Below are 17,301 nucleotides of genomic sequence, written 5' to 3'. Positions count from 1 at the left end.
ACAACGTCGGCATCACCGTGAAGCTGATCGCTCCGATCGCCATGGAAGAAGGTCTGCGCTTCGCTATCCGCGAAGGTGGCCGTACCGTCGGCTCGGGCGTGGTTGCTACCATCATCGAGTAATTTTTGAAGGACCACAGGGGCATAGCTCAATTGGCAGAGCGTCGGTCTCCAAAACCGAAGGTTGGGGGTTCGAGACCCTCTGCCCCTGCCAACAGTCTCTGATCAAGATCGTTGGTCTTTGTGGTCAAGCCAAGCCCGCGGGAGTGCATCCCGGCGGGCTTTGCTGCTGATGGGTCAGTCATGGCCCTTGCCCGTTTCGGGCGCTGAAAGCGAATCGAATGTCCAATCCTCAAGTCGAAACCGTCACTTCCGGCGCAGACAAGGCCAAGCTGGCCGGTGCCGTGCTGTTGCTGATCGGTGCGCTGGTGGCCTTCTACGCGCTGTCCAAGCAGGGCGCGCTGGCCCAGTGGGGGGCGCTGCTGGTACTGCTGGCCGCCTCTGCCGGTGCCTTCTTCACCTCTGAATCCGGCAAGTCGCTGATCGCCTACGGCCAGGACTCGCTGCGCGAGGTGCGCAAGGTCGTGTGGCCGACCCGCAAGGAAGCGACTCAGATGACGGGCTATGTGTTTGCCTTCGTCGTGGTGATGGCGCTGTTCCTGTTCCTGACGGACAAGACCCTGGAATGGGTGTTGTATGACCTGATCCTGGGTTGGAAGCGCTAAAGGACTGATATGAGCGAAGAGCAACAAGTCGTCGCAACCGACGCCGCCCCGGCCGGTCTGCCCAAGCGCTGGTACGTGGTCCATGCCTATTCCGGCATGGAGAAGGCCGTCGAGCGCAATCTGCGCGAGCGCATCGACCGCGCCGGCATGCAGGACAAGTTCGGCCGCATTCTGGTTCCCACTGAAGAAGTGGTCGAGCTGAAGAACGGCAAGAAGTCCGTCACCGAGCGTCGTTTCTTCCCCGGCTATGTGCTGGTGGAGATGCTCATGGACGACGACACCTGGCACTTGGTCAAGAACACGTCCAAGGTGACCGGTTTCGTCGGTGGCGCGAAGAATCGCCCGGCCCCGATCTCGGAGCACGAGGTGATGAAGATCGTCAACCAGATGCAGGAAGGCGTCGAGAAGCCCCGGCCCAAGGTCGAGTGGACGGTTGGCGAAATCGTTCGCGTCAAGGAAGGCCCGTTCACGGACTTCAACGGCGCCATCGAGGAAGTCAACTACGACAAGTCCAAGGTGCGCGTCTCGGTCACGATCTTCGGTCGTGCCACGCCGGTGGAGCTGGACTTCTCGCAGGTCGAGAAGGTCTGATCCCACAAGATCAAAGGGCCCGATGCGGCCCTTCAGGTGCTTCTGAAGTGCCTGAGAACGCATCCGTAGCCAGCCTGTGACGAGACACGGGCAAGAGGAGCCAGGGTAGGGGCGCAAGTCCGAGTCCCTGGCGCTAGCACTCAGGCGCAGCGGCGTGGCCGTCGCGGCGCTTCTAGGAGAAATCATGGCCAAGAAAATTGTCGGCTTCATCAAGCTGCAAATTCCGGCTGGCAAGGCAAATCCTTCGCCTCCGGTCGGTCCCGCGCTGGGTCAGCGCGGCCTGAACATCATGGAATTCTGCAAGGCGTTCAACGCCCAGACGCAGAGCTATGAGCCGGGCCTGAAGCTGCCGGTGGTGATCACCGCCTTCGCAGACAAGAGCTTCACCTTCGTCATCAAGTCGCCCCCCGCGACCGTGCTGCTGAAGAAGGCTGCCAAGATCGAGAAGGGCTCGCAGCGCCCCCACCTGGACAAGGTCGGCAAGCTGACCCGTGCCCAGCTGGAAGAAATCGTCAAGACCAAGCAGAAGGATCTCACCGCTGCTGACCTGGACGCTGGCGTTCGCACGATCGCTGGTTCGGCCCGCTCGATGGGCATCATCGTGGAGGGTGTGTGACATGGCTAAGCTGACCAAGAAGCAAAAAGCTCTGCAAGGCAAGGTCGAGACCACCAAGCTGTACCCGCTGGGTGACGCTCTGAACCTGGTCAAGGAACTGGCCACCGCCAAGTTCGATGAATCCATCGACGTGGCTGTGCAGCTGGGCATCGATGCCAAGAAGTCGGACCAAGTGGTGCGCGGCGCTGTCGTGCTGCCCCATGGCACCGGCAAGACCAAGCGCGTGGCCGTGTTCGCCCAGGGCGCCAAGGCTGAAGAAGCCAAGGCCGCTGGCGCTGACGTCGTCGGCATGGAAGACCTGGCTGAACGCGTGAAGGCTGGCGACATGCCCTTCGACGTGGTCATCGCCTCGCCCGACACGATGCGTATCGTGGGTACCCTGGGTCAGATCCTGGGCCCCCGCGGCCTGATGCCGAACCCGAAGGTCGGCACCGTGACCCCGGACGTCGCCACCGCTGTCAAGAACGCCAAGGCTGGTCAGATCCAGTTCCGCGTCGACAAGGCCGGCATCATCCACGGCACGATCGGTCGTCGCTCGTTCGACACCGACAAGCTGCAGGACAACCTGCGCGCGCTGGTCGAGGCACTGAACAAGTCCAAGCCGGCTTCGAGCAAGGGCATCTACCTGCGCAAGGTGGCTGTGTCCTCGACGATGGGCGTCGGCGCCCGCGTCGAAATCGCCAGCATCAACGCCGCGGCCGCTGCCTGAGCGTGATGCAGTCCGGCGCCTCGGCGCCGGGCGGCCAAAGAATCTGCGCGGCACGAGTCTGGTGCCGCGCGACAAGATTGGTGGGGCGCCTCCATCCCTGATGGGGGCGCGTCATCCAAGACCGCTGGCGTGAAGTCCTGCAGTGCCGGGGACGACGCTTAATGGCTGCCTCGTGTGGCCGCCAGCGCAGATGGCGAACCCGCTGAAGGGAAAGTTTTGTGCCCGGGCCCCTGAGGTCCTGGTGTGAATTCCTGACAGAAGGTCGCTGAATTCCGGTGTGCCGAAAGGTCGAAAGACCCCAGGCATTTTTGTGAGGAGTAGACCTTGAGTCTCAATCGCAACGAGAAAGCAGCCGTCGTGTCGGACGTGGCAGCCCAGGCTGCCAAGGCTCAGACGCTGGCGTTGGCTGAGTACCGTGGCCTCACCGTTGAAGCCTTGAACAAGCTGCGCGTCACCGCGCGTGCCCAGGGTGTGTATCTTCACGTGCTGAAGAACACCCTGGCGCGTCGTGCTGTGGCCGGCACCTCGTTCGAGGTCGCTTCGGAGAGCATGGTCGGCCCGCTGATCTACGGCTTTTCGGAAGATGCTGTCGCGGCTGCCAAAGTCATTGCTGACTTTGCCAAGACCAATGACAAGCTGGTGATCAAGGGCGGCGCCTATGGCGGCAAGGCCCTGGACGTCAATGGCGTGAAGGCCCTGGCCGCCGTGCCGAGCAAGGAAGTGCTGCTGTCGCAAGTGGCCGGCCTGCTCAAGTCGCCCGTGCAGCGTACCGCTGCCGTGCTGGCTGCACTGGCTCAGCAACGTGGTGGCGGCGCAGAAGCCGAAGCCCCGGCTGCCGCCTGATCGACGACGATCACCGCATCAACTGCAACTTATCTGTATTTAGGAAAACATCATGGCATTCGATAAAGACGCATTCCTGGCTGCTCTGGACAGCATGACCGTTCTGGAACTGAACGACCTGGTCAAGGCCATCGAAGAGAAGTTCGGCGTGTCCGCCGCTTCCATGGCTGCTCCCGCCGCTGGCGGCGCTGCTGGCGGTGGCGCTGCTGCTGCTGAAGAAAAGACCGAGTTCACCGTGGTGCTGGCTGAAGCCGGTTCCAACAAGGTGGGCGTGATCAAGGCCGTGCGCGAAATCACCGGCCTGGGTCTGAAGGAAGCCAAGGACCTGGTCGACGGCGCTCCGAAGCCCGTCAAGGAAGGCGTGTCCAAGGCTGACGCCGACGCCGCCAAGAAGAAGCTGGAAGAAGCCGGCGCCAAGGTCGAACTCAAGTAATTCGTACGGCGTTCGGCTACTGCGCCGGCCGATCTCGGGCTTTCGATGCTCGCCGTACCCAAGTACGGCTGCGCGTCTCAAGCCCGACCTCGACCGGCTCGCTACGCCGCCCGCCGCACGAATTCAGGTTCACCTGGATTCGAGAAGGGGTTGCCTTTGGGCTTCCCCTTTTTCGTCATTGCGGGTTTATCTTGATTGAGAACAGTTGAAAGAGCTTCGCGAGGTATCATTCGCGGTTCTTTCAAGTGTTCTCTGATCCGACTGCAGAGAGCCGGTTTGGTCGGACTCTGGTTACGCATGAGCATGCGGCCAGGGTTGTCCGCCAGCGGTTGGTAGTGGCCAACCACCAAGCTTCGGGTGCAATGCCTGAGAAGCCAGTCGCCGACGCAGCCCCTGCCATGGCCAGGAGGGGGCTAGCCACGGAGTGTTTATGGCGCAAACAACCCCCTACAGCTATACCGAGCGCAAGCGTATCCGCAAGAGCTTCGGCAAGCGCGAGAACGTTCAGAACGTTCCCTATTTGCTGACCATGCAGAAGGACTCTTACGTCGCCTTCCTGCAAAAAGACCTTCCCCCCGCCAAGCGCAAGCCCGAAGGCTTGCAGGCAGCCTTCCTCTCCGCCTTCCCGATCGTGTCGCACAACGGGTTCGTGGAGATGAAGTTCCTCGAGTACAACATCGCCAAGCCGCCGTTTGACACCCGCGAGTGCCAACAGCGTGGCCTGACCTATGCAGCGGCCGTGCGCGCCCGCCTGCAGATGATCATCTACGACCGCGAGAGCCCCCAGGCCAAGACGGTCAAGGAAATCAAGGAACAAGAGGTCTACATGGGCGAAGTGCCCCTGATGACCGACTACGGCTCCTTCATCGTCAATGGCACCGAGCGTGTCATCGTGTCGCAGCTGCACCGCTCGCCCGGCGTGTTCTTCGAGCACGACAAGGGCAAGACCCACTCGTCCGGCAAGCTGCTGTTCTCGGCACGGATCATTCCCTACCGTGGTTCGTGGCTGGACTTCGAGTTCGACCCGAAGGACATCCTGTACTTCCGCGTCGACCGCCGCCGCAAGATGCCGGTCACGATCCTGCTCAAGGCCATCGGCCTGAACCCCGAGCAGATCCTGGCTCACTTCTTCGTGTTCGACAACTTCCGTCTGATGGACTCCGGTGCCCAGATGGAGTTCGTGGCCGACCGCCTGAAGGGTGAAGTCGCCCGCTTCGACATCACGGACAAGAGCGGCAATGTGCTGGTCGAAAAGGACAAGCGCATCACCGCCCGCCACGTGCGTCAGCTGGAGCAGTCCGGCACGCAGCACGTCACGGTGCCCGAAGACTTCCTGGTCGGCCGTGTGCTGGCCAAGAACATGGTCGACGGCGACACCGGCGAGATCATCGCCAAGGCCAATGACGAGCTGACCGACGCCCTGCTGAAGAAGCTGCGCAGCGCCGGCATCAAGGACATCCAGTGCCTGTACACCAACGAGCTGGATGAAGGCGCTTACATCAGCCAGACGCTGGCCCTGGATGAAACGACCGAGCAGCTGGCTGCCCGTGTCGCCATCTATCGCATGATGCGCCCTGGCGAGCCGCCGACGGAAGATGCCGTCGAGGCCCTGTTCAACCGCCTGTTCTACAGCGAAGACACCTACGATCTGTCGCGCGTCGGCCGGATGAAGTTCAACGCCCGCGTGGGCCGCGACACGCCGGAAGGCAAGATGACCCTGTCGAACGAGGACATCCTCGACGTGGTCAAGATCCTGGTCGAGCTGCGCAATGGCCGCGGTGAAGTCGATGACATCGACCACCTGGGCAATCGTCGTGTGCGCTGCGTGGGCGAACTGGCCGAGAACCAGTACCGCTCGGGCCTCGCCCGCATCGAGAAGGCAGTCAAGGAACGTCTGGGCCAGGCCGAGACCGAAGCCCTGATGCCGCATGACCTGATCAACTCCAAGCCGATCTCCGCGGCGCTCAAGGAGTTCTTCGGTGCCTCGCAGCTGTCCCAGTTCATGGACCAGACCAACCCGCTGTCCGAGATCACGCACAAGCGTCGTGTCTCCGCACTGGGCCCGGGCGGTCTGACCCGTGAGCGCGCCGGCTTCGAAGTCCGTGACGTGCACCCCACCCACTACGGCCGCGTCTGCCCGATCGAAACGCCGGAAGGCCCGAACATCGGTCTGATCAACTCGCTGGCTCTGTACGCCCAGTTGAACGAGTACGGCTTCCTCGAGACGCCGTACCGTCGCGTGGTCGACGGCAAGGTGACCAACCAGATCGACTACCTGTCTGCCATCGAGGAAGGCAAGTACGTCATCGCTCAGGCCAATGCCACCCTGAACCAGGATGGCCAGCTGATCGACGAACTGGTGTCTGCCCGTGAGAACGGCGAATCGGTCCTGACCTCGCCGGAACGCATCCAGTACATGGACGTGGCCCCGACGCAGATCGTGTCGGTCGCTGCCTCGCTGGTGCCGTTCCTCGAGCACGATGATGCGAACCGCGCACTGATGGGCGCCAACATGCAGCGTCAGGCTGTGCCGACCCTGCGCCCCGAGAAGGCCTTCGTCGGTACCGGCGTGGAGCGCGTGGCGGCCAAGGATTCGGGCACGGTCGTGACGGCCCGCCGCGGCGGCGTCGTGGACTACGTCGACACCAACCGCATCGTGATTCGCGTCAATGACGAGGAAACGGTGGCCGGTGAAGTCGGCGTCGACATCTACAACCTGATCAAGTACCAGCGTTCCAACCAGAACACCAACATCCACCAGCGCCCGATCGTGCGCCGGGGTGACAAGGTGGCCTCGGAGGACATCATTGCCGATGGCGCCTCGACCGACATCGGTGAGCTGGCCCTGGGCCAGAACATGCTGGTCGCGTTCATGCCCTGGAACGGCTACAACTTCGAAGATTCGATCCTGATCTCCGAACGCGTGGTGGCCGAAGACCGCTACACCTCGATCCACATCGAGGAACTGGTGGTCATGGCCCGCGACACCAAGCTGGGCTCCGAAGAAATCACCCGTGACATCCCGAACCTGTCCGAGCAGCAACTGGCTCGCCTGGACGAGTCCGGCATCGTCTACATCGGTGCGGAAGTCGGCCCCGGCGACGTGCTGGTCGGCAAGGTGACGCCGAAGGGCGAAACCACCCTGACCCCGGAAGAGAAGCTGCTGCGCGCCATCTTCGGCGAGAAGGCGTCCGACGTGAAGGACACCTCGCTGCGTGTGGACCAGGGCACCTCCGGCACCGTCATCGACGTGCAGGTCTTCACCCGTGAAGGCATCCAGCGTGACAAGCGCGCCCAGCAGATCATTGACGACGAGCTGAAGCGCTTCCGCCTGGACCTGAACGACCAGCTGCGCATCGTGGAAGCCGATGCCTTCGACCGTATCGAGAAGCTGCTGACCGGCAAGATCGCCAATGGCGGTCCCAAGAAGATCAGCAAGGGCACGGTCATCAGCAAGGACTACCTGGCCGAGGTCGAGAAGTTCCACTGGTTCGACATCCGTCCCGCCGAGGACGAGGTCGCCAATCAGCTGGAATCCATCAAGAACTCGCTGGAGCAGACCCGCCACAGCTTCGACCTGGCCTTCGAAGAGAAGCGCAAGAAGCTGACGCAAGGCGACGAACTGCCCGCCGGCGTGCTGAAGATGGTCAAGGTCTACCTGGCCGTCAAGCGCCGCCTGCAGCCTGGCGACAAGATGGCCGGCCGTCACGGCAACAAGGGTGTCGTGTCCAAGATCACCCCGATCGAAGACATGCCCTACATGGCCGACGGCACGCCTGCCGACATCGTGCTGAACCCGCTGGGCGTGCCCTCGCGGATGAACGTGGGTCAGGTCCTGGAAGTGCACCTGGGCTGGGCCGGCAAGGGCATCGGCCAGCGCATCGGCGACATGCTCCAGCAGCATGCGGCCGTCAGCGAGCTGCGCAAGTTCCTGGACGAGCTCTACAACAAGAACGGTGGCAAGACGGAGCACCTGGACGACCTGACCGACAAGGAAGTCGTCGAGATGGCCCAGAACCTGTCCAAGGGCGTGCCCTTCGCGACGCCGGTCTTCGACGGTGCCAAGGAAGAGGAAATCCGCGGCATGCTGAAGCTGGCCTACCCGGATGACATCGCCGCCCGCAAGGGTCTGACCGAGACGCGTACGCAGGCCTACCTGTACGACGGCCGTACCGGCGACCAGTTCGAGCGCCCGACGACCATCGGCTACATGCACGTGCTGAAGCTGCACCATCTGGTGGACGACAAGATGCACGCCCGTTCGACCGGTCCGTACTCGCTCGTCACGCAGCAGCCGCTGGGCGGCAAGGCGCAGTTCGGTGGCCAGCGCTTCGGTGAAATGGAAGTGTGGGCCCTGGAAGCCTACGGCGCGTCCTACGTGCTGCAGGAAATGCTGACCGTGAAGTCCGATGACGTGAACGGCCGGACCAAGGTCTACGAGAACATCGTCAAGGGCGAGCACGCCATCGATGCCGGCATGCCGGAATCGTTCAACGTGCTGGTGAAGGAAATCCGTTCGCTCGGTATCGACATCGAGCTCGAGCGCAACTAAGAGACGGAACAGGAGAAACACATGAAAGGTTTGCTGGACCTGTTCAAGCAGTTCACGCCCGATGAGCACTTCGATGCGATCAAGATCGGGCTGGCCTCGCCCGAGAAGATCCGCTCGTGGTCCTTCGGTGAGGTGAAGAAGCCCGAGACCATCAACTACCGGACGTTCAAGCCGGAGCGCGATGGCCTGTTCTGCGCCAAGATCTTCGGCCCGATCAAGGACTACGAGTGCCTGTGCGGCAAGTACAAGCGCCTGAAGCACCGCGGCGTGATCTGCGAGAAGTGCGGCGTCGAAGTGACCCAGACCAAGGTGCGCCGCGAGCGCATGGGGCACATCGACCTGGCGGCTCCCTGCGCCCACATCTGGTTCCTGAAGTCCCTGCCTTCGCGCCTGGGCCTGGTGCTGGACATGACGCTGCGCGACATCGAACGCGTGCTGTACTTCGAAGCCTACGTGGTCGTCGACTCCGGCATGACGCCGCTGAAGAAGTTCTCGATCATGAGCGAGGACGACTACGACGCGAAGCGTGCCGAGTACGGTGACGAGTTCATCGCGCTGATGGGCGCCGAGGGCATCAAGAAGCTGCTGGAGGAGATGGATCTCGACATCGAGATCGATCGCCTGCGCAACGACATGACCGGCTCCGAGCTCAAGGTCAAGAAGAACTCCAAGCGCCTGAAGGTCATGGAAGCCTTCAAGAAGTCCGGGATCAAGCCGCACTGGATGATCATGGACGTGCTGCCCGTGCTGCCGCCGGACCTGCGTCCGCTGGTGCCGCTGGATGGCGGCCGCTTCGCCACGTCGGACCTGAACGACCTTTACCGTCGCGTCATCAACCGCAACAACCGTCTGGCTCGTCTGCTGGAGTTGAAGGCCCCTGAGATCATCGTGCGCAACGAAAAGCGCATGCTGCAGGAAGCCGTCGACTCGCTGCTGGACAACGGTCGCCGCGGCAAGGCCATGACTGGCGCCAACAAGCGCGCCCTGAAGTCCCTGGCCGACATGATCAAGGGCAAGAGCGGTCGCTTCCGTCAGAATCTGCTGGGCAAGCGCGTGGACTACTCCGGTCGTTCCGTGATTACCGTGGGCCCGACCCTGAAGCTGCACCAGTGCGGTCTGCCGAAGCTGATGGCGCTTGAGCTGTTCAAGCCCTTCATCTTCTCGCGCCTGGAAGCCATGGGCATCGCCACGACCATCAAGGCGGCGAAGAAGGAAGTGGAATCCGGCACCCCGGTGGTGTGGGACATCCTGGAAGAGGTGATCAAGGAGCACCCGGTGCTGCTGAACCGCGCACCGACGCTGCACCGCCTCGGCATCCAGGCCTTCGAGCCCGTGCTGATCGAAGGCAAGGCCATCCAGCTGCACCCGCTCGTCTGCGCGGCCTTCAACGCCGACTTCGACGGTGACCAGATGGCCGTCCACGTGCCGCTGTCCATCGAGGCGCAGATGGAAGCCCGCACCCTGATGCTGGCCTCCAACAACGTGCTGTTCCCGGCCTCCGGCGAGCCCTCCATCGTCCCGTCGCAAGACGTGGTGCTGGGCCTGTACTACGCCACCCGCGATCGCATCAACGGCAAGGGCGAAGGCATGATCTTCTCCGACGTGTCGGAGATGCTGCGCGCCCTGGACAACGGCGTCGTCGAGATCACCGCCAAGATCAGCGTGCGCCTGACCGAGTACACCAAGGACAAGGAAACGGGCGAGTGGATCCCCGAGACCAAGCTGGTGGACACGACCGTCGGCCGCGCCCTGCTGTCCGAGATCCTGCCCAAGGGCCTGCCGTTCTCGAACATCAACAAGGCGCTGAAGAAGAAGGAGATCTCGCGCCTGATCAACACCTCCTTCCGCAAGTGCGGCCTGAAGGAAACCGTGGTGCTGGCAGACAAGCTGCTGCAGTCCGGCTTCCGTCTGGCCACGCGCGCCGGCATCTCGATCGCCATCGACGACATGCTGGTGCCGAAGCAGAAGTACGAGCTGATCGAGCGCGCCGAGAAGGAAGTCAAGGAGATCGAGCAGCAGTATGTCTCGGGTCTCGTGACGGCCGGCGAGCGCTACAACAAGGTGGTGGACATCTGGGGCAAGACCGGTGACGAAGTCGGCAAGGTCATGATGTCGCAGCTGTCCAAGCAGAAGACCATCGACCGCAACGGCAAGGAAGTGGATCAGGAGTCCTTCAACTCCATCTACATGATGGCTGACTCCGGTGCCCGCGGTAGCGCGGCCCAGATCCGCCAGCTGGCCGGTATGCGGGGCCTGATGGCCAAGCCGGACGGCTCGATCATCGAGACGCCCATCACCGCGAACTTCCGCGAAGGCCTGAACGTTCTGCAGTACTTCATTTCCACCCACGGTGCCCGTAAGGGCCTGGCGGATACGGCACTGAAGACCGCGAACTCGGGTTACCTGACCCGTCGTCTGGTCGACGTGACGCAGGATCTGGTGGTGGTCGAGGACGATTGCGGCACCGACAACGGCATCAACATGCGCGCGCTGGTCGAGGGCGGTGAAGTCATCGAGTCCCTGCGCGATCGCGTGCTGGGCCGCGTGGCTGCCATCGACGTCCTCCATCCGGAAACGCAAGGCGTGCTGCTGACCGCCGGCAACATGCTGGACGAAGACACCCTGGACGTGCTGGAACAGGCGGGCGTGGACGAGATCAAGGTCCGCACCCCGCTGACCTGCGGCACCCGCTTCGGTCTGTGCGCCAAGTGCTATGGCCGAGACCTCGGCCGTGGCGGCCTGGTCAACACCGGCGAAGCCGTGGGCGTGATCGCTGCACAGTCGATCGGTGAGCCGGGTACCCAGCTGACCATGCGTACGTTCCACATCGGTGGTGCCGCATCGCGTGCTGCCGTGGCCTCGAGCGTGGAAGCCAAGTCGGACGGCATCATCGGCTTCAACGCCACGATGCGCTACGTCACGAACGGCAAGGGCGAGCTGGTGGTGATTTCCCGTTCCGGTGAAATCATCATCGCCGACCAGCACGGCCGCGAGCGCGAGCGCCACAAGGTGCCGTACGGCGCGACCCTGAACGTCAAGGCCGACCAGACCCTCAAGGCTGGCACGGTGCTGGCGAACTGGGACCCGCTGACCCGCCCGATCATCACGGAATTCGCCGGTCAGGCGAAGTTCGAGAACGTCGAGGAAGGCGTCACCGTGGCCAAGCAGGTCGACGAAGTGACCGGTCTGTCCACCCTGGTGGTGATCGATCCGAAGCGTCGTGGCGCCGCCAAGGTGGTCCGTCCGCAGGTCAAGCTGCTGGACGCCAACGGCCAGGAAGTGAAGATCCCCGGCACCGACCACTCGGTGACGATCGGCTTCCAGGTCGGCGCGCTGATCCAGATCCGCGACGGCCAGGACCTGGCCCCCGGTGAAGTGCTGGCCCGTATCCCGGTCGAAGGTCAGAAGACCCGGGACATTACCGGCGGTCTGCCCCGTGTGGCAGAACTGTTCGAAGCCCGCTCGCCCAAGGACAAGGGCGTGCTGGCCGAGCAGACCGGTACCGTCTCCTTCGGCAAGGAAACCAAGGGCAAGGTTCGCCTGCAGATCACCGATCCGGACGGCAAGGTCTGGGAAGAGCTCGTGCCCAAGGAAAAGAACATCTTGGTGCACGAAGGCCAGGTGGTCAACAAGGGTGAAGGCATCGTCGACGGCCCGGCCGATCCGCAGGACATCCTGCGTCTGCTGGGTATCGAGGAGCTGGCTCGCTACATCGTCGACGAAGTGCAGGACGTCTACCGTCTGCAGGGCGTGAAGATCAACGACAAGCACATCGAGGTGATCGTTCGCCAGATGCTGCGCCGCGTGCAGATCGTCAACCCGGGCGATTCGACCTACATCCTGGGCGAGCAGGTCGAGCGCTCCGAGCTGCTGGACACCAACGACCGCCTGCGCGCCGAGGGCAAGCTGATCGCCACGCACGCAGATGTGCTGCTGGGTATCACGAAGGCCTCGCTGTCGACGGATTCGTTCATCTCGGCCGCTTCCTTCCAGGAAACGACCCGCGTGCTGACCGAGGCTGCCATCATGGGCAAGCGCGACGAGCTGCGTGGCCTGAAGGAAAACGTGATCGTCGGCCGCCTGATCCCGGCCGGTACCGGCATGGCCTTCCATCTGGCACGCCGTGCCAAGGAAGAGATGGACGACGCCGAGCGCCGTGCCATCGCCATGCAGGAAGCCGAGGAAATGGCGGCTGTGCAACTGGCCGCTCTGGACGAGTCGGCTGGCGAAGGCTCCGCCGAGTAAGGCTGGACGCGAGGGCCGGGGCAACCCGGCCGGCGCCCCTCAAAACCGCCGCACCCGCAAGGGGCGGCGGTTTTTTATTGCCTGGACGGTTGTGCGGCGCGTACTTGGACGAGTGAGCTCACGGCAGCGTGTCGCTGGAGGCCGGCGGCATCGTCAACTTCAGCCATTGCTCGGGCCGAAGGATGGCCAGGCCGTGCTTTCGGGCGCGTTTGGACAGCGCCAACACGTCGCTGTCCCGGCTGATCAAGGCGTCGGCCCGCTGGCTGAGCGCCAGGTCGATGAACTTCTGGTCATCCTTGTCGCGGCACTTGAGCAGGGGAGGGGGGGCGTCGCCGTCCTGTGCGGCCGGCATCTGGCACAGCCGCGCAAAGGTGCTGGCGATGCCCTGCGGGTCGGGGTTCCAGCGCGCGGCCACGCCACGCGAGAGCACGTGCAGCAGCTCGTCCCGCATGGCCTCGCTGCCGATCCAGGTCCAGCGACCGGCCTCGATGGGGCCAACAAGGGGCTGGATGCCCGGATCACGGAAGACCAGCCACTCCATCACCACCTGGGTGTCGAGCACCAGTTTCGGCCCCGGTGTCGTGCCGCCGGGCTGCAGCGCGGGTGATGGGGCGAGGGGAGGCGGTGTCAGCATGGGGGTGATGCGATCGTGGGGAATGGGATGAAGTGCCAGGGGAGAGGGTGGCGTGCGGGCGCTTGCTTTGTCGCACGCTGAAAACCGTCCTTGGCAGCTCAGTGGGGCGCCCATTTTCCGCGCAAACCCCGTGCCCATCGGGCTTGTGCGCCCAGCTGCTTGTGCAAAAGAGGGTGGCTGGCATACAATCGAGGGCTCTCTAGTTGGTCTAGCTGCGTCCATCGTGATGCAGACAGCTTGAAATCAGCGTGCGGCGCCTAGGTGCTGCGCGCTTTTGCGCTTCCCTGTGGGGTGCATCGAGTGCCCTTCGGGCCGTGAATTCAGGCGGCGTTTTGCCAGGTGGCGAAGCGCGTCAGGTCGCTAGAGGTCTGTGACTTCAAACGGGAACAAGTTACTTATGCCAACCATCAACCAGCTCGTGCGCCAAGGTCGTGAGACCGAGGTCACGAAGTCCAAGTCGCCTGCCATGCAGGCTTGCCCCCAGCGTCGTGGCGTGTGCACCCGCGTGTACACCACGACCCCCAAGAAGCCGAACTCCGCTCTGCGTAAGGTTGCCAAGGTGCGCCTGACCAACGGCTTCGAGGTGATTTCCTACATCGGCGGTGAAGGCCACAACCTTCAAGAGCACAGCGTCGTGCTGGTGCGCGGCGGCCGTGTGAAGGATCTGCCGGGTGTTCGTTACCACATCGTCCGCGGCTCGCTGGACCTGCAAGGCGTCAAGGATCGCAAGCAGTCCCGCTCCAAGTACGGTGCGAAGCGCCCGAAGAAGGCTTAATTGAGTTGTCACGACCGGCCGTCAGGCTCTGGTCGGATGTTTTTGCGGAGCGCATGACCCCATCGAGGGCACAGCGGCCGAGTAAGTGGATGGTCCGAATGCGTGATCGTCCCCGGTTGCGGCAGATGGCAGCGAGCCATTGCCAGACCAACTGAAGCGAAGAAGGAAATACCCATGCCACGTCGTCGCGAAGTACCCAAGCGCGAGATCCTGCCTGATCCGAAGTTCGGTAGCGTTGATCTGTCCAAGTTCATGAACGTCATCATGGAATCGGGCAAGAAGGCTGTCGCCGAGCGCATCATTTACGGCGCTCTCGACCAAGTCGAGAAGAAGGCCGGCAAGGATCCGCTGGAAGTGTTCATGACCGCCCTGAACAACGTGAAGCCCATGGTCGAAGTGAAGTCCCGCCGTGTTGGCGGTGCGAACTACCAAGTTCCCGTGGAAGTTCGCCCCGTCCGCCGGATGGCTCTGGCCATGCGCTGGCTGAAGGAATCGGCCCGCAAGCGTGGCGAGAAGTCCATGGCTCAACGCCTGGCCAACGAACTGCTGGAGGCCTCGGAAGGCCGCGGCGGCGCCATGAAGAAGCGTGACGAAGTCCACCGTATGGCTGACGCCAACAAGGCTTTCTCGCACTTCCGCTTCTAAACACGTCTTTTACGGCCGCCTCGGGTTTCTACTGACCCGCTGGCGGCTCACTGCATCTGGAGCAAGACCATGGCCCGCAAGACCCCCATCGAGCGCTACCGCAATATCGGTATTTCGGCGCACATCGATGCCGGCAAGACCACGACGACCGAACGGATCCTTTACTACACCGGTGTGAACCACAAGATCGGTGAAGTGCATGATGGCGCCGCCACCATGGACTGGATGGAGCAGGAGCAGGAGCGTGGCATCACGATCACCTCCGCTGCCACCACCTGCTTCTGGAAGGGCATGGAAATGACCTATCCGGAGCACCGCTTCAACATCATCGACACCCCGGGGCACGTGGACTTCACCATCGAGGTGGAGCGTTCCATGCGCGTGCTGGACGGTGCCTGCATGGTCTATTGCGCCGTGGGTGGCGTGCAGCCCCAGTCGGAAACCGTCTGGCGCCAGGCCAACAAGTACAAGGTGCCTCGTCTGGCCTTCGTGAACAAGATGGACCGCACCGGTGCCAACTTCTTCAAGGTCGTCGACCAGATGAAGACGCGCCTGAAGGCCAACCCCGTGCCCATCGTGATCCCCATCGGCGCTGAAGACAACTTCAAGGGCGTCGTGGACCTGCTGAAGATGAAGGCCATCATTTGGGACGAGGCTTCCCAAGGCATGAAGTTCAGCTACGAAGACATCCCGGCCGATCTGGTCTCCGTTGCTCAAGAGTGGCGCGAGAAGATGGTCGAGGCTGCCGCCGAGGCCACCGAAGAGCTGATGAACAAGTACCTCGAGACGGGTGACCTGTCCGAGGAAGAGATCAAGCTCGCCCTGCGCACCCGCACGATTTCCACGGAAATCCAGCCGATGCTGTGCGGCACCGCCTTCAAGAACAAGGGTGTGCAGCGCATGCTGGACGCCGTGATCGACTTCCTGCCCTCTCCGGTGGACATCCCCCCGGTGACCGGCACGGACGAAGACGAGCAGCCCGCCACCCGCAAGGCCGACGACAGCGAAAAGTTTGCCGCTCTGGCGTTCAAGCTGATGACCGACCCGTACGTCGGTCAGCTGACCTTCGTTCGCGTGTACTCGGGCGTGCTGCAATCCGGCGCCACCGTGTACAACCCGATCCGTGGCAAGAAGGAACGTATCGGTCGTATCCTGCAGATGCACGCCAACCAGCGTGAAGAAATCAAGGAAATTCTGGCTGGCGACATCGCTGCCTGCGTGGGTCTGAAGGACGTCACGACCGGCGAAACGCTGTGCGATCCGGATTCCGTGATCACGCTGGAAAAGATGGTCTTCCCTGAGCCCGTGATCTCGCAGGCCGTGGAACCCAAGACCAAGGCTGACCAGGAAAAGATGGGTCTGGCGCTGGGCCGTCTGGCTGCAGAAGATCCTTCCTTCCGCCTGCGTACCGACGAAGAGTCCGGCCAGACCATCATTTCCGGCATGGGCGAGCTCCACCTGGAAATCATTGTCGACCGCATGAAGCGCGAGTTCGGCGTGGAAGCCAACGTGGGCAAGCCGCAAGTGGCCTACCGCGAAACCATCCGCAAGACGGCCACCGACGTCGAAGGCAAGTTCGTTCGCCAGTCGGGTGGTAAGGGCCAGTACGGTCACGTCGTGCTGACGGTCGAACCGCAAGAAGCCGGCAAGGGCTTCGAGTTCGTCGACGCCATCAAGGGCGGCGTGGTGCCTCGCGAGTACATCCCGGCGGTCGAAAAGGGCATCATCGATTCCCTGCCGAACGGCGTGCTGGCTGGCTTCCCGGTCGTGGACGTGAAGGTCACGCTGACCTTCGGTTCGTACCACGACGTGGACTCGAACGAAAACGCGTTCAAGATGGCCGCTTCGATGGGCTTCAAGGAAGGCTGCCGCCGCGCCAGCCCCGTGATCCTCGAGCCGATGATGGCCGTTGAAGTCGAAACCCCGGAAGACTACGCCGGCAACGTGATGGGCGATCTGTCCAGCCGTCGCGGCATGGTCCAGGGCATGGACGACATGGTCGGCGGTGGCAAGGTCATCAAGGCCGAAGTTCCCCTGTCGGAAATGTTCGGCTACTCGACGACCCTGCGCTCGATGTCGCAAGGCCGTGCCACGTACACGATGGAGTTCAAGCACTACAGCGAAGCTCCGAAGAACGTGGCCGACGCGATCATTACCGCTCGCGCCAAGTAAAGACCACCCCCTACCGCCTGCGGCGGCCCCCTCAAGGGGGCGAGCCCGAGGGCCCGGCAGAGCCGGATCCCCGGGCTCCGTGCGGTGGACGCCCCTGCGGGCGTCCGTCGTGTGTGCAGGCGGTGCGGGTTTGAATCGTCTTCGTCGAGAGTCTCCTGCTTGCCAGCCGGCAGGGATCAAGGCCTCGGCGGAAACGCTAAACCATCAGACTGGATGAATGCTCTTTTTGGAGAATTGAAATGGCAAAAGGCAAGTTTGAACGTACCAAGCCGCACGTGAACGTGGGCACGATTGGTCACGTTGACCATGGCAAGACCACGCTGACGGCTGCGATCGCGACCGTGCTGTCGAAGAAGTTCGGT

Annotated in this window: 14 protein-coding genes and 1 tRNA gene; 14 read left to right on the top strand and 1 reads right to left on the bottom strand. The window is 62.8% G+C overall.

What is annotated here, in order from left to right:
- The 10 genes from QRD43_RS22620 to rpoC form a co-directional block, all read left to right on the top strand.
- A partial coding sequence (locus tag QRD43_RS22620) for an EF-Tu C-terminal domain-related protein (RefSeq protein ID WP_491572015.1) occupies positions 1 to 122 on the top strand: 122 nt, incomplete at its 5' end.
- Between the two features lie 15 nt (positions 123 to 137).
- A tRNA-Trp gene (locus QRD43_RS22615) sits at positions 138 to 213 on the top strand.
- A gap of 127 nt (positions 214 to 340) precedes the next feature.
- The gene (secE, locus tag QRD43_RS22610; protein ID WP_285984782.1) at positions 341 to 724 is read left to right on the top strand and encodes a preprotein translocase subunit SecE; all 384 of its coding nucleotides are present in this window, start codon (positions 341 to 343) and stop codon (positions 722 to 724) included.
- 9 nt (positions 725 to 733) lie between these two features.
- A complete protein-coding gene (nusG, locus tag QRD43_RS22605; protein ID WP_285984781.1) occupies positions 734 to 1,315 on the top strand; it encodes a transcription termination/antitermination protein NusG in 582 nt (193 codons plus the stop codon).
- Between the two features lie 184 nt (positions 1,316 to 1,499).
- Positions 1,500 to 1,931 (top strand): 50S ribosomal protein L11, encoded by a 432-nt coding sequence (gene rplK / locus QRD43_RS22600; RefSeq protein WP_285984783.1) that lies wholly within the window; start codon positions 1,500 to 1,502, stop codon positions 1,929 to 1,931.
- Between the two features lies 1 nt (position 1,932).
- Complete coding sequence (gene rplA / locus QRD43_RS22595) at positions 1,933 to 2,640, top strand: 50S ribosomal protein L1 (RefSeq protein WP_285984780.1); 708 nt, start codon at positions 1,933 to 1,935, stop codon at positions 2,638 to 2,640.
- A 324-nt stretch (positions 2,641 to 2,964) separates the two neighbouring features.
- Positions 2,965 to 3,483: a 50S ribosomal protein L10 gene (gene rplJ, locus QRD43_RS22590; RefSeq protein WP_183103978.1), complete on the top strand. Its 519-nt coding sequence runs from the start codon at positions 2,965 to 2,967 to the stop codon at positions 3,481 to 3,483.
- A 52-nt stretch (positions 3,484 to 3,535) separates the two neighbouring features.
- A complete protein-coding gene (rplL, locus tag QRD43_RS22585) occupies positions 3,536 to 3,916 on the top strand; it encodes a 50S ribosomal protein L7/L12 (protein WP_285984779.1) in 381 nt (126 codons plus the stop codon).
- Positions 3,917 to 4,346: 430 nt separating this feature from the next.
- Positions 4,347 to 8,468, top strand: a complete 4,122-nt coding sequence (gene rpoB / locus QRD43_RS22580) for a DNA-directed RNA polymerase subunit beta (RefSeq protein ID WP_285984778.1) — start codon at positions 4,347 to 4,349, stop codon at positions 8,466 to 8,468.
- A 21-nt stretch (positions 8,469 to 8,489) separates the two neighbouring features.
- Positions 8,490 to 12,713, top strand: coding sequence for a DNA-directed RNA polymerase subunit beta' (gene rpoC, locus QRD43_RS22575; RefSeq protein WP_285984777.1), 4,224 nt, complete (start codon positions 8,490 to 8,492; stop codon positions 12,711 to 12,713).
- 118 nt (positions 12,714 to 12,831) lie between these two features.
- Here the strand turns inward: rpoC and QRD43_RS22570 are convergent, their stop codons facing one another.
- Positions 12,832 to 13,347, bottom strand: a complete 516-nt coding sequence (locus QRD43_RS22570) for a putative toxin-antitoxin system toxin component, PIN family (RefSeq protein WP_285984776.1) — start codon at positions 13,345 to 13,347, stop codon at positions 12,832 to 12,834.
- A 397-nt stretch (positions 13,348 to 13,744) separates the two neighbouring features.
- Here QRD43_RS22570 and rpsL point away from each other — a divergent pair, with 397 nt between their 5' ends.
- The 4 genes from rpsL to QRD43_RS22550 all read left to right on the top strand — a co-directional run.
- Positions 13,745 to 14,122: a 30S ribosomal protein S12 gene (gene rpsL / locus QRD43_RS22565; protein ID WP_183103984.1), complete on the top strand. Its 378-nt coding sequence runs from the start codon at positions 13,745 to 13,747 to the stop codon at positions 14,120 to 14,122.
- A 174-nt stretch (positions 14,123 to 14,296) separates the two neighbouring features.
- Positions 14,297 to 14,767: a 30S ribosomal protein S7 gene (gene rpsG, locus QRD43_RS22560; protein ID WP_285984775.1), complete on the top strand. Its 471-nt coding sequence runs from the start codon at positions 14,297 to 14,299 to the stop codon at positions 14,765 to 14,767.
- 69 nt (positions 14,768 to 14,836) lie between these two features.
- Complete coding sequence (fusA, locus tag QRD43_RS22555) at positions 14,837 to 16,939, top strand: elongation factor G (RefSeq protein ID WP_285984774.1); 2,103 nt, start codon at positions 14,837 to 14,839, stop codon at positions 16,937 to 16,939.
- A gap of 239 nt (positions 16,940 to 17,178) precedes the next feature.
- Positions 17,179 to 17,301: GTP-binding protein (locus QRD43_RS22550; RefSeq protein ID WP_017454492.1), on the top strand; the 123-nt coding region annotated here is incomplete at its 3' end.

Source organism: Roseateles subflavus (assembly GCF_030285365.1).
Taxonomy (GTDB): domain Bacteria; phylum Pseudomonadota; class Gammaproteobacteria; order Burkholderiales; family Burkholderiaceae_C; genus Roseateles_B; species Roseateles_B subflavus.
The sequence above is the reverse complement of the archived record's forward strand: the minus strand, read 5'-3'. Positions and strand labels throughout refer to the sequence as shown.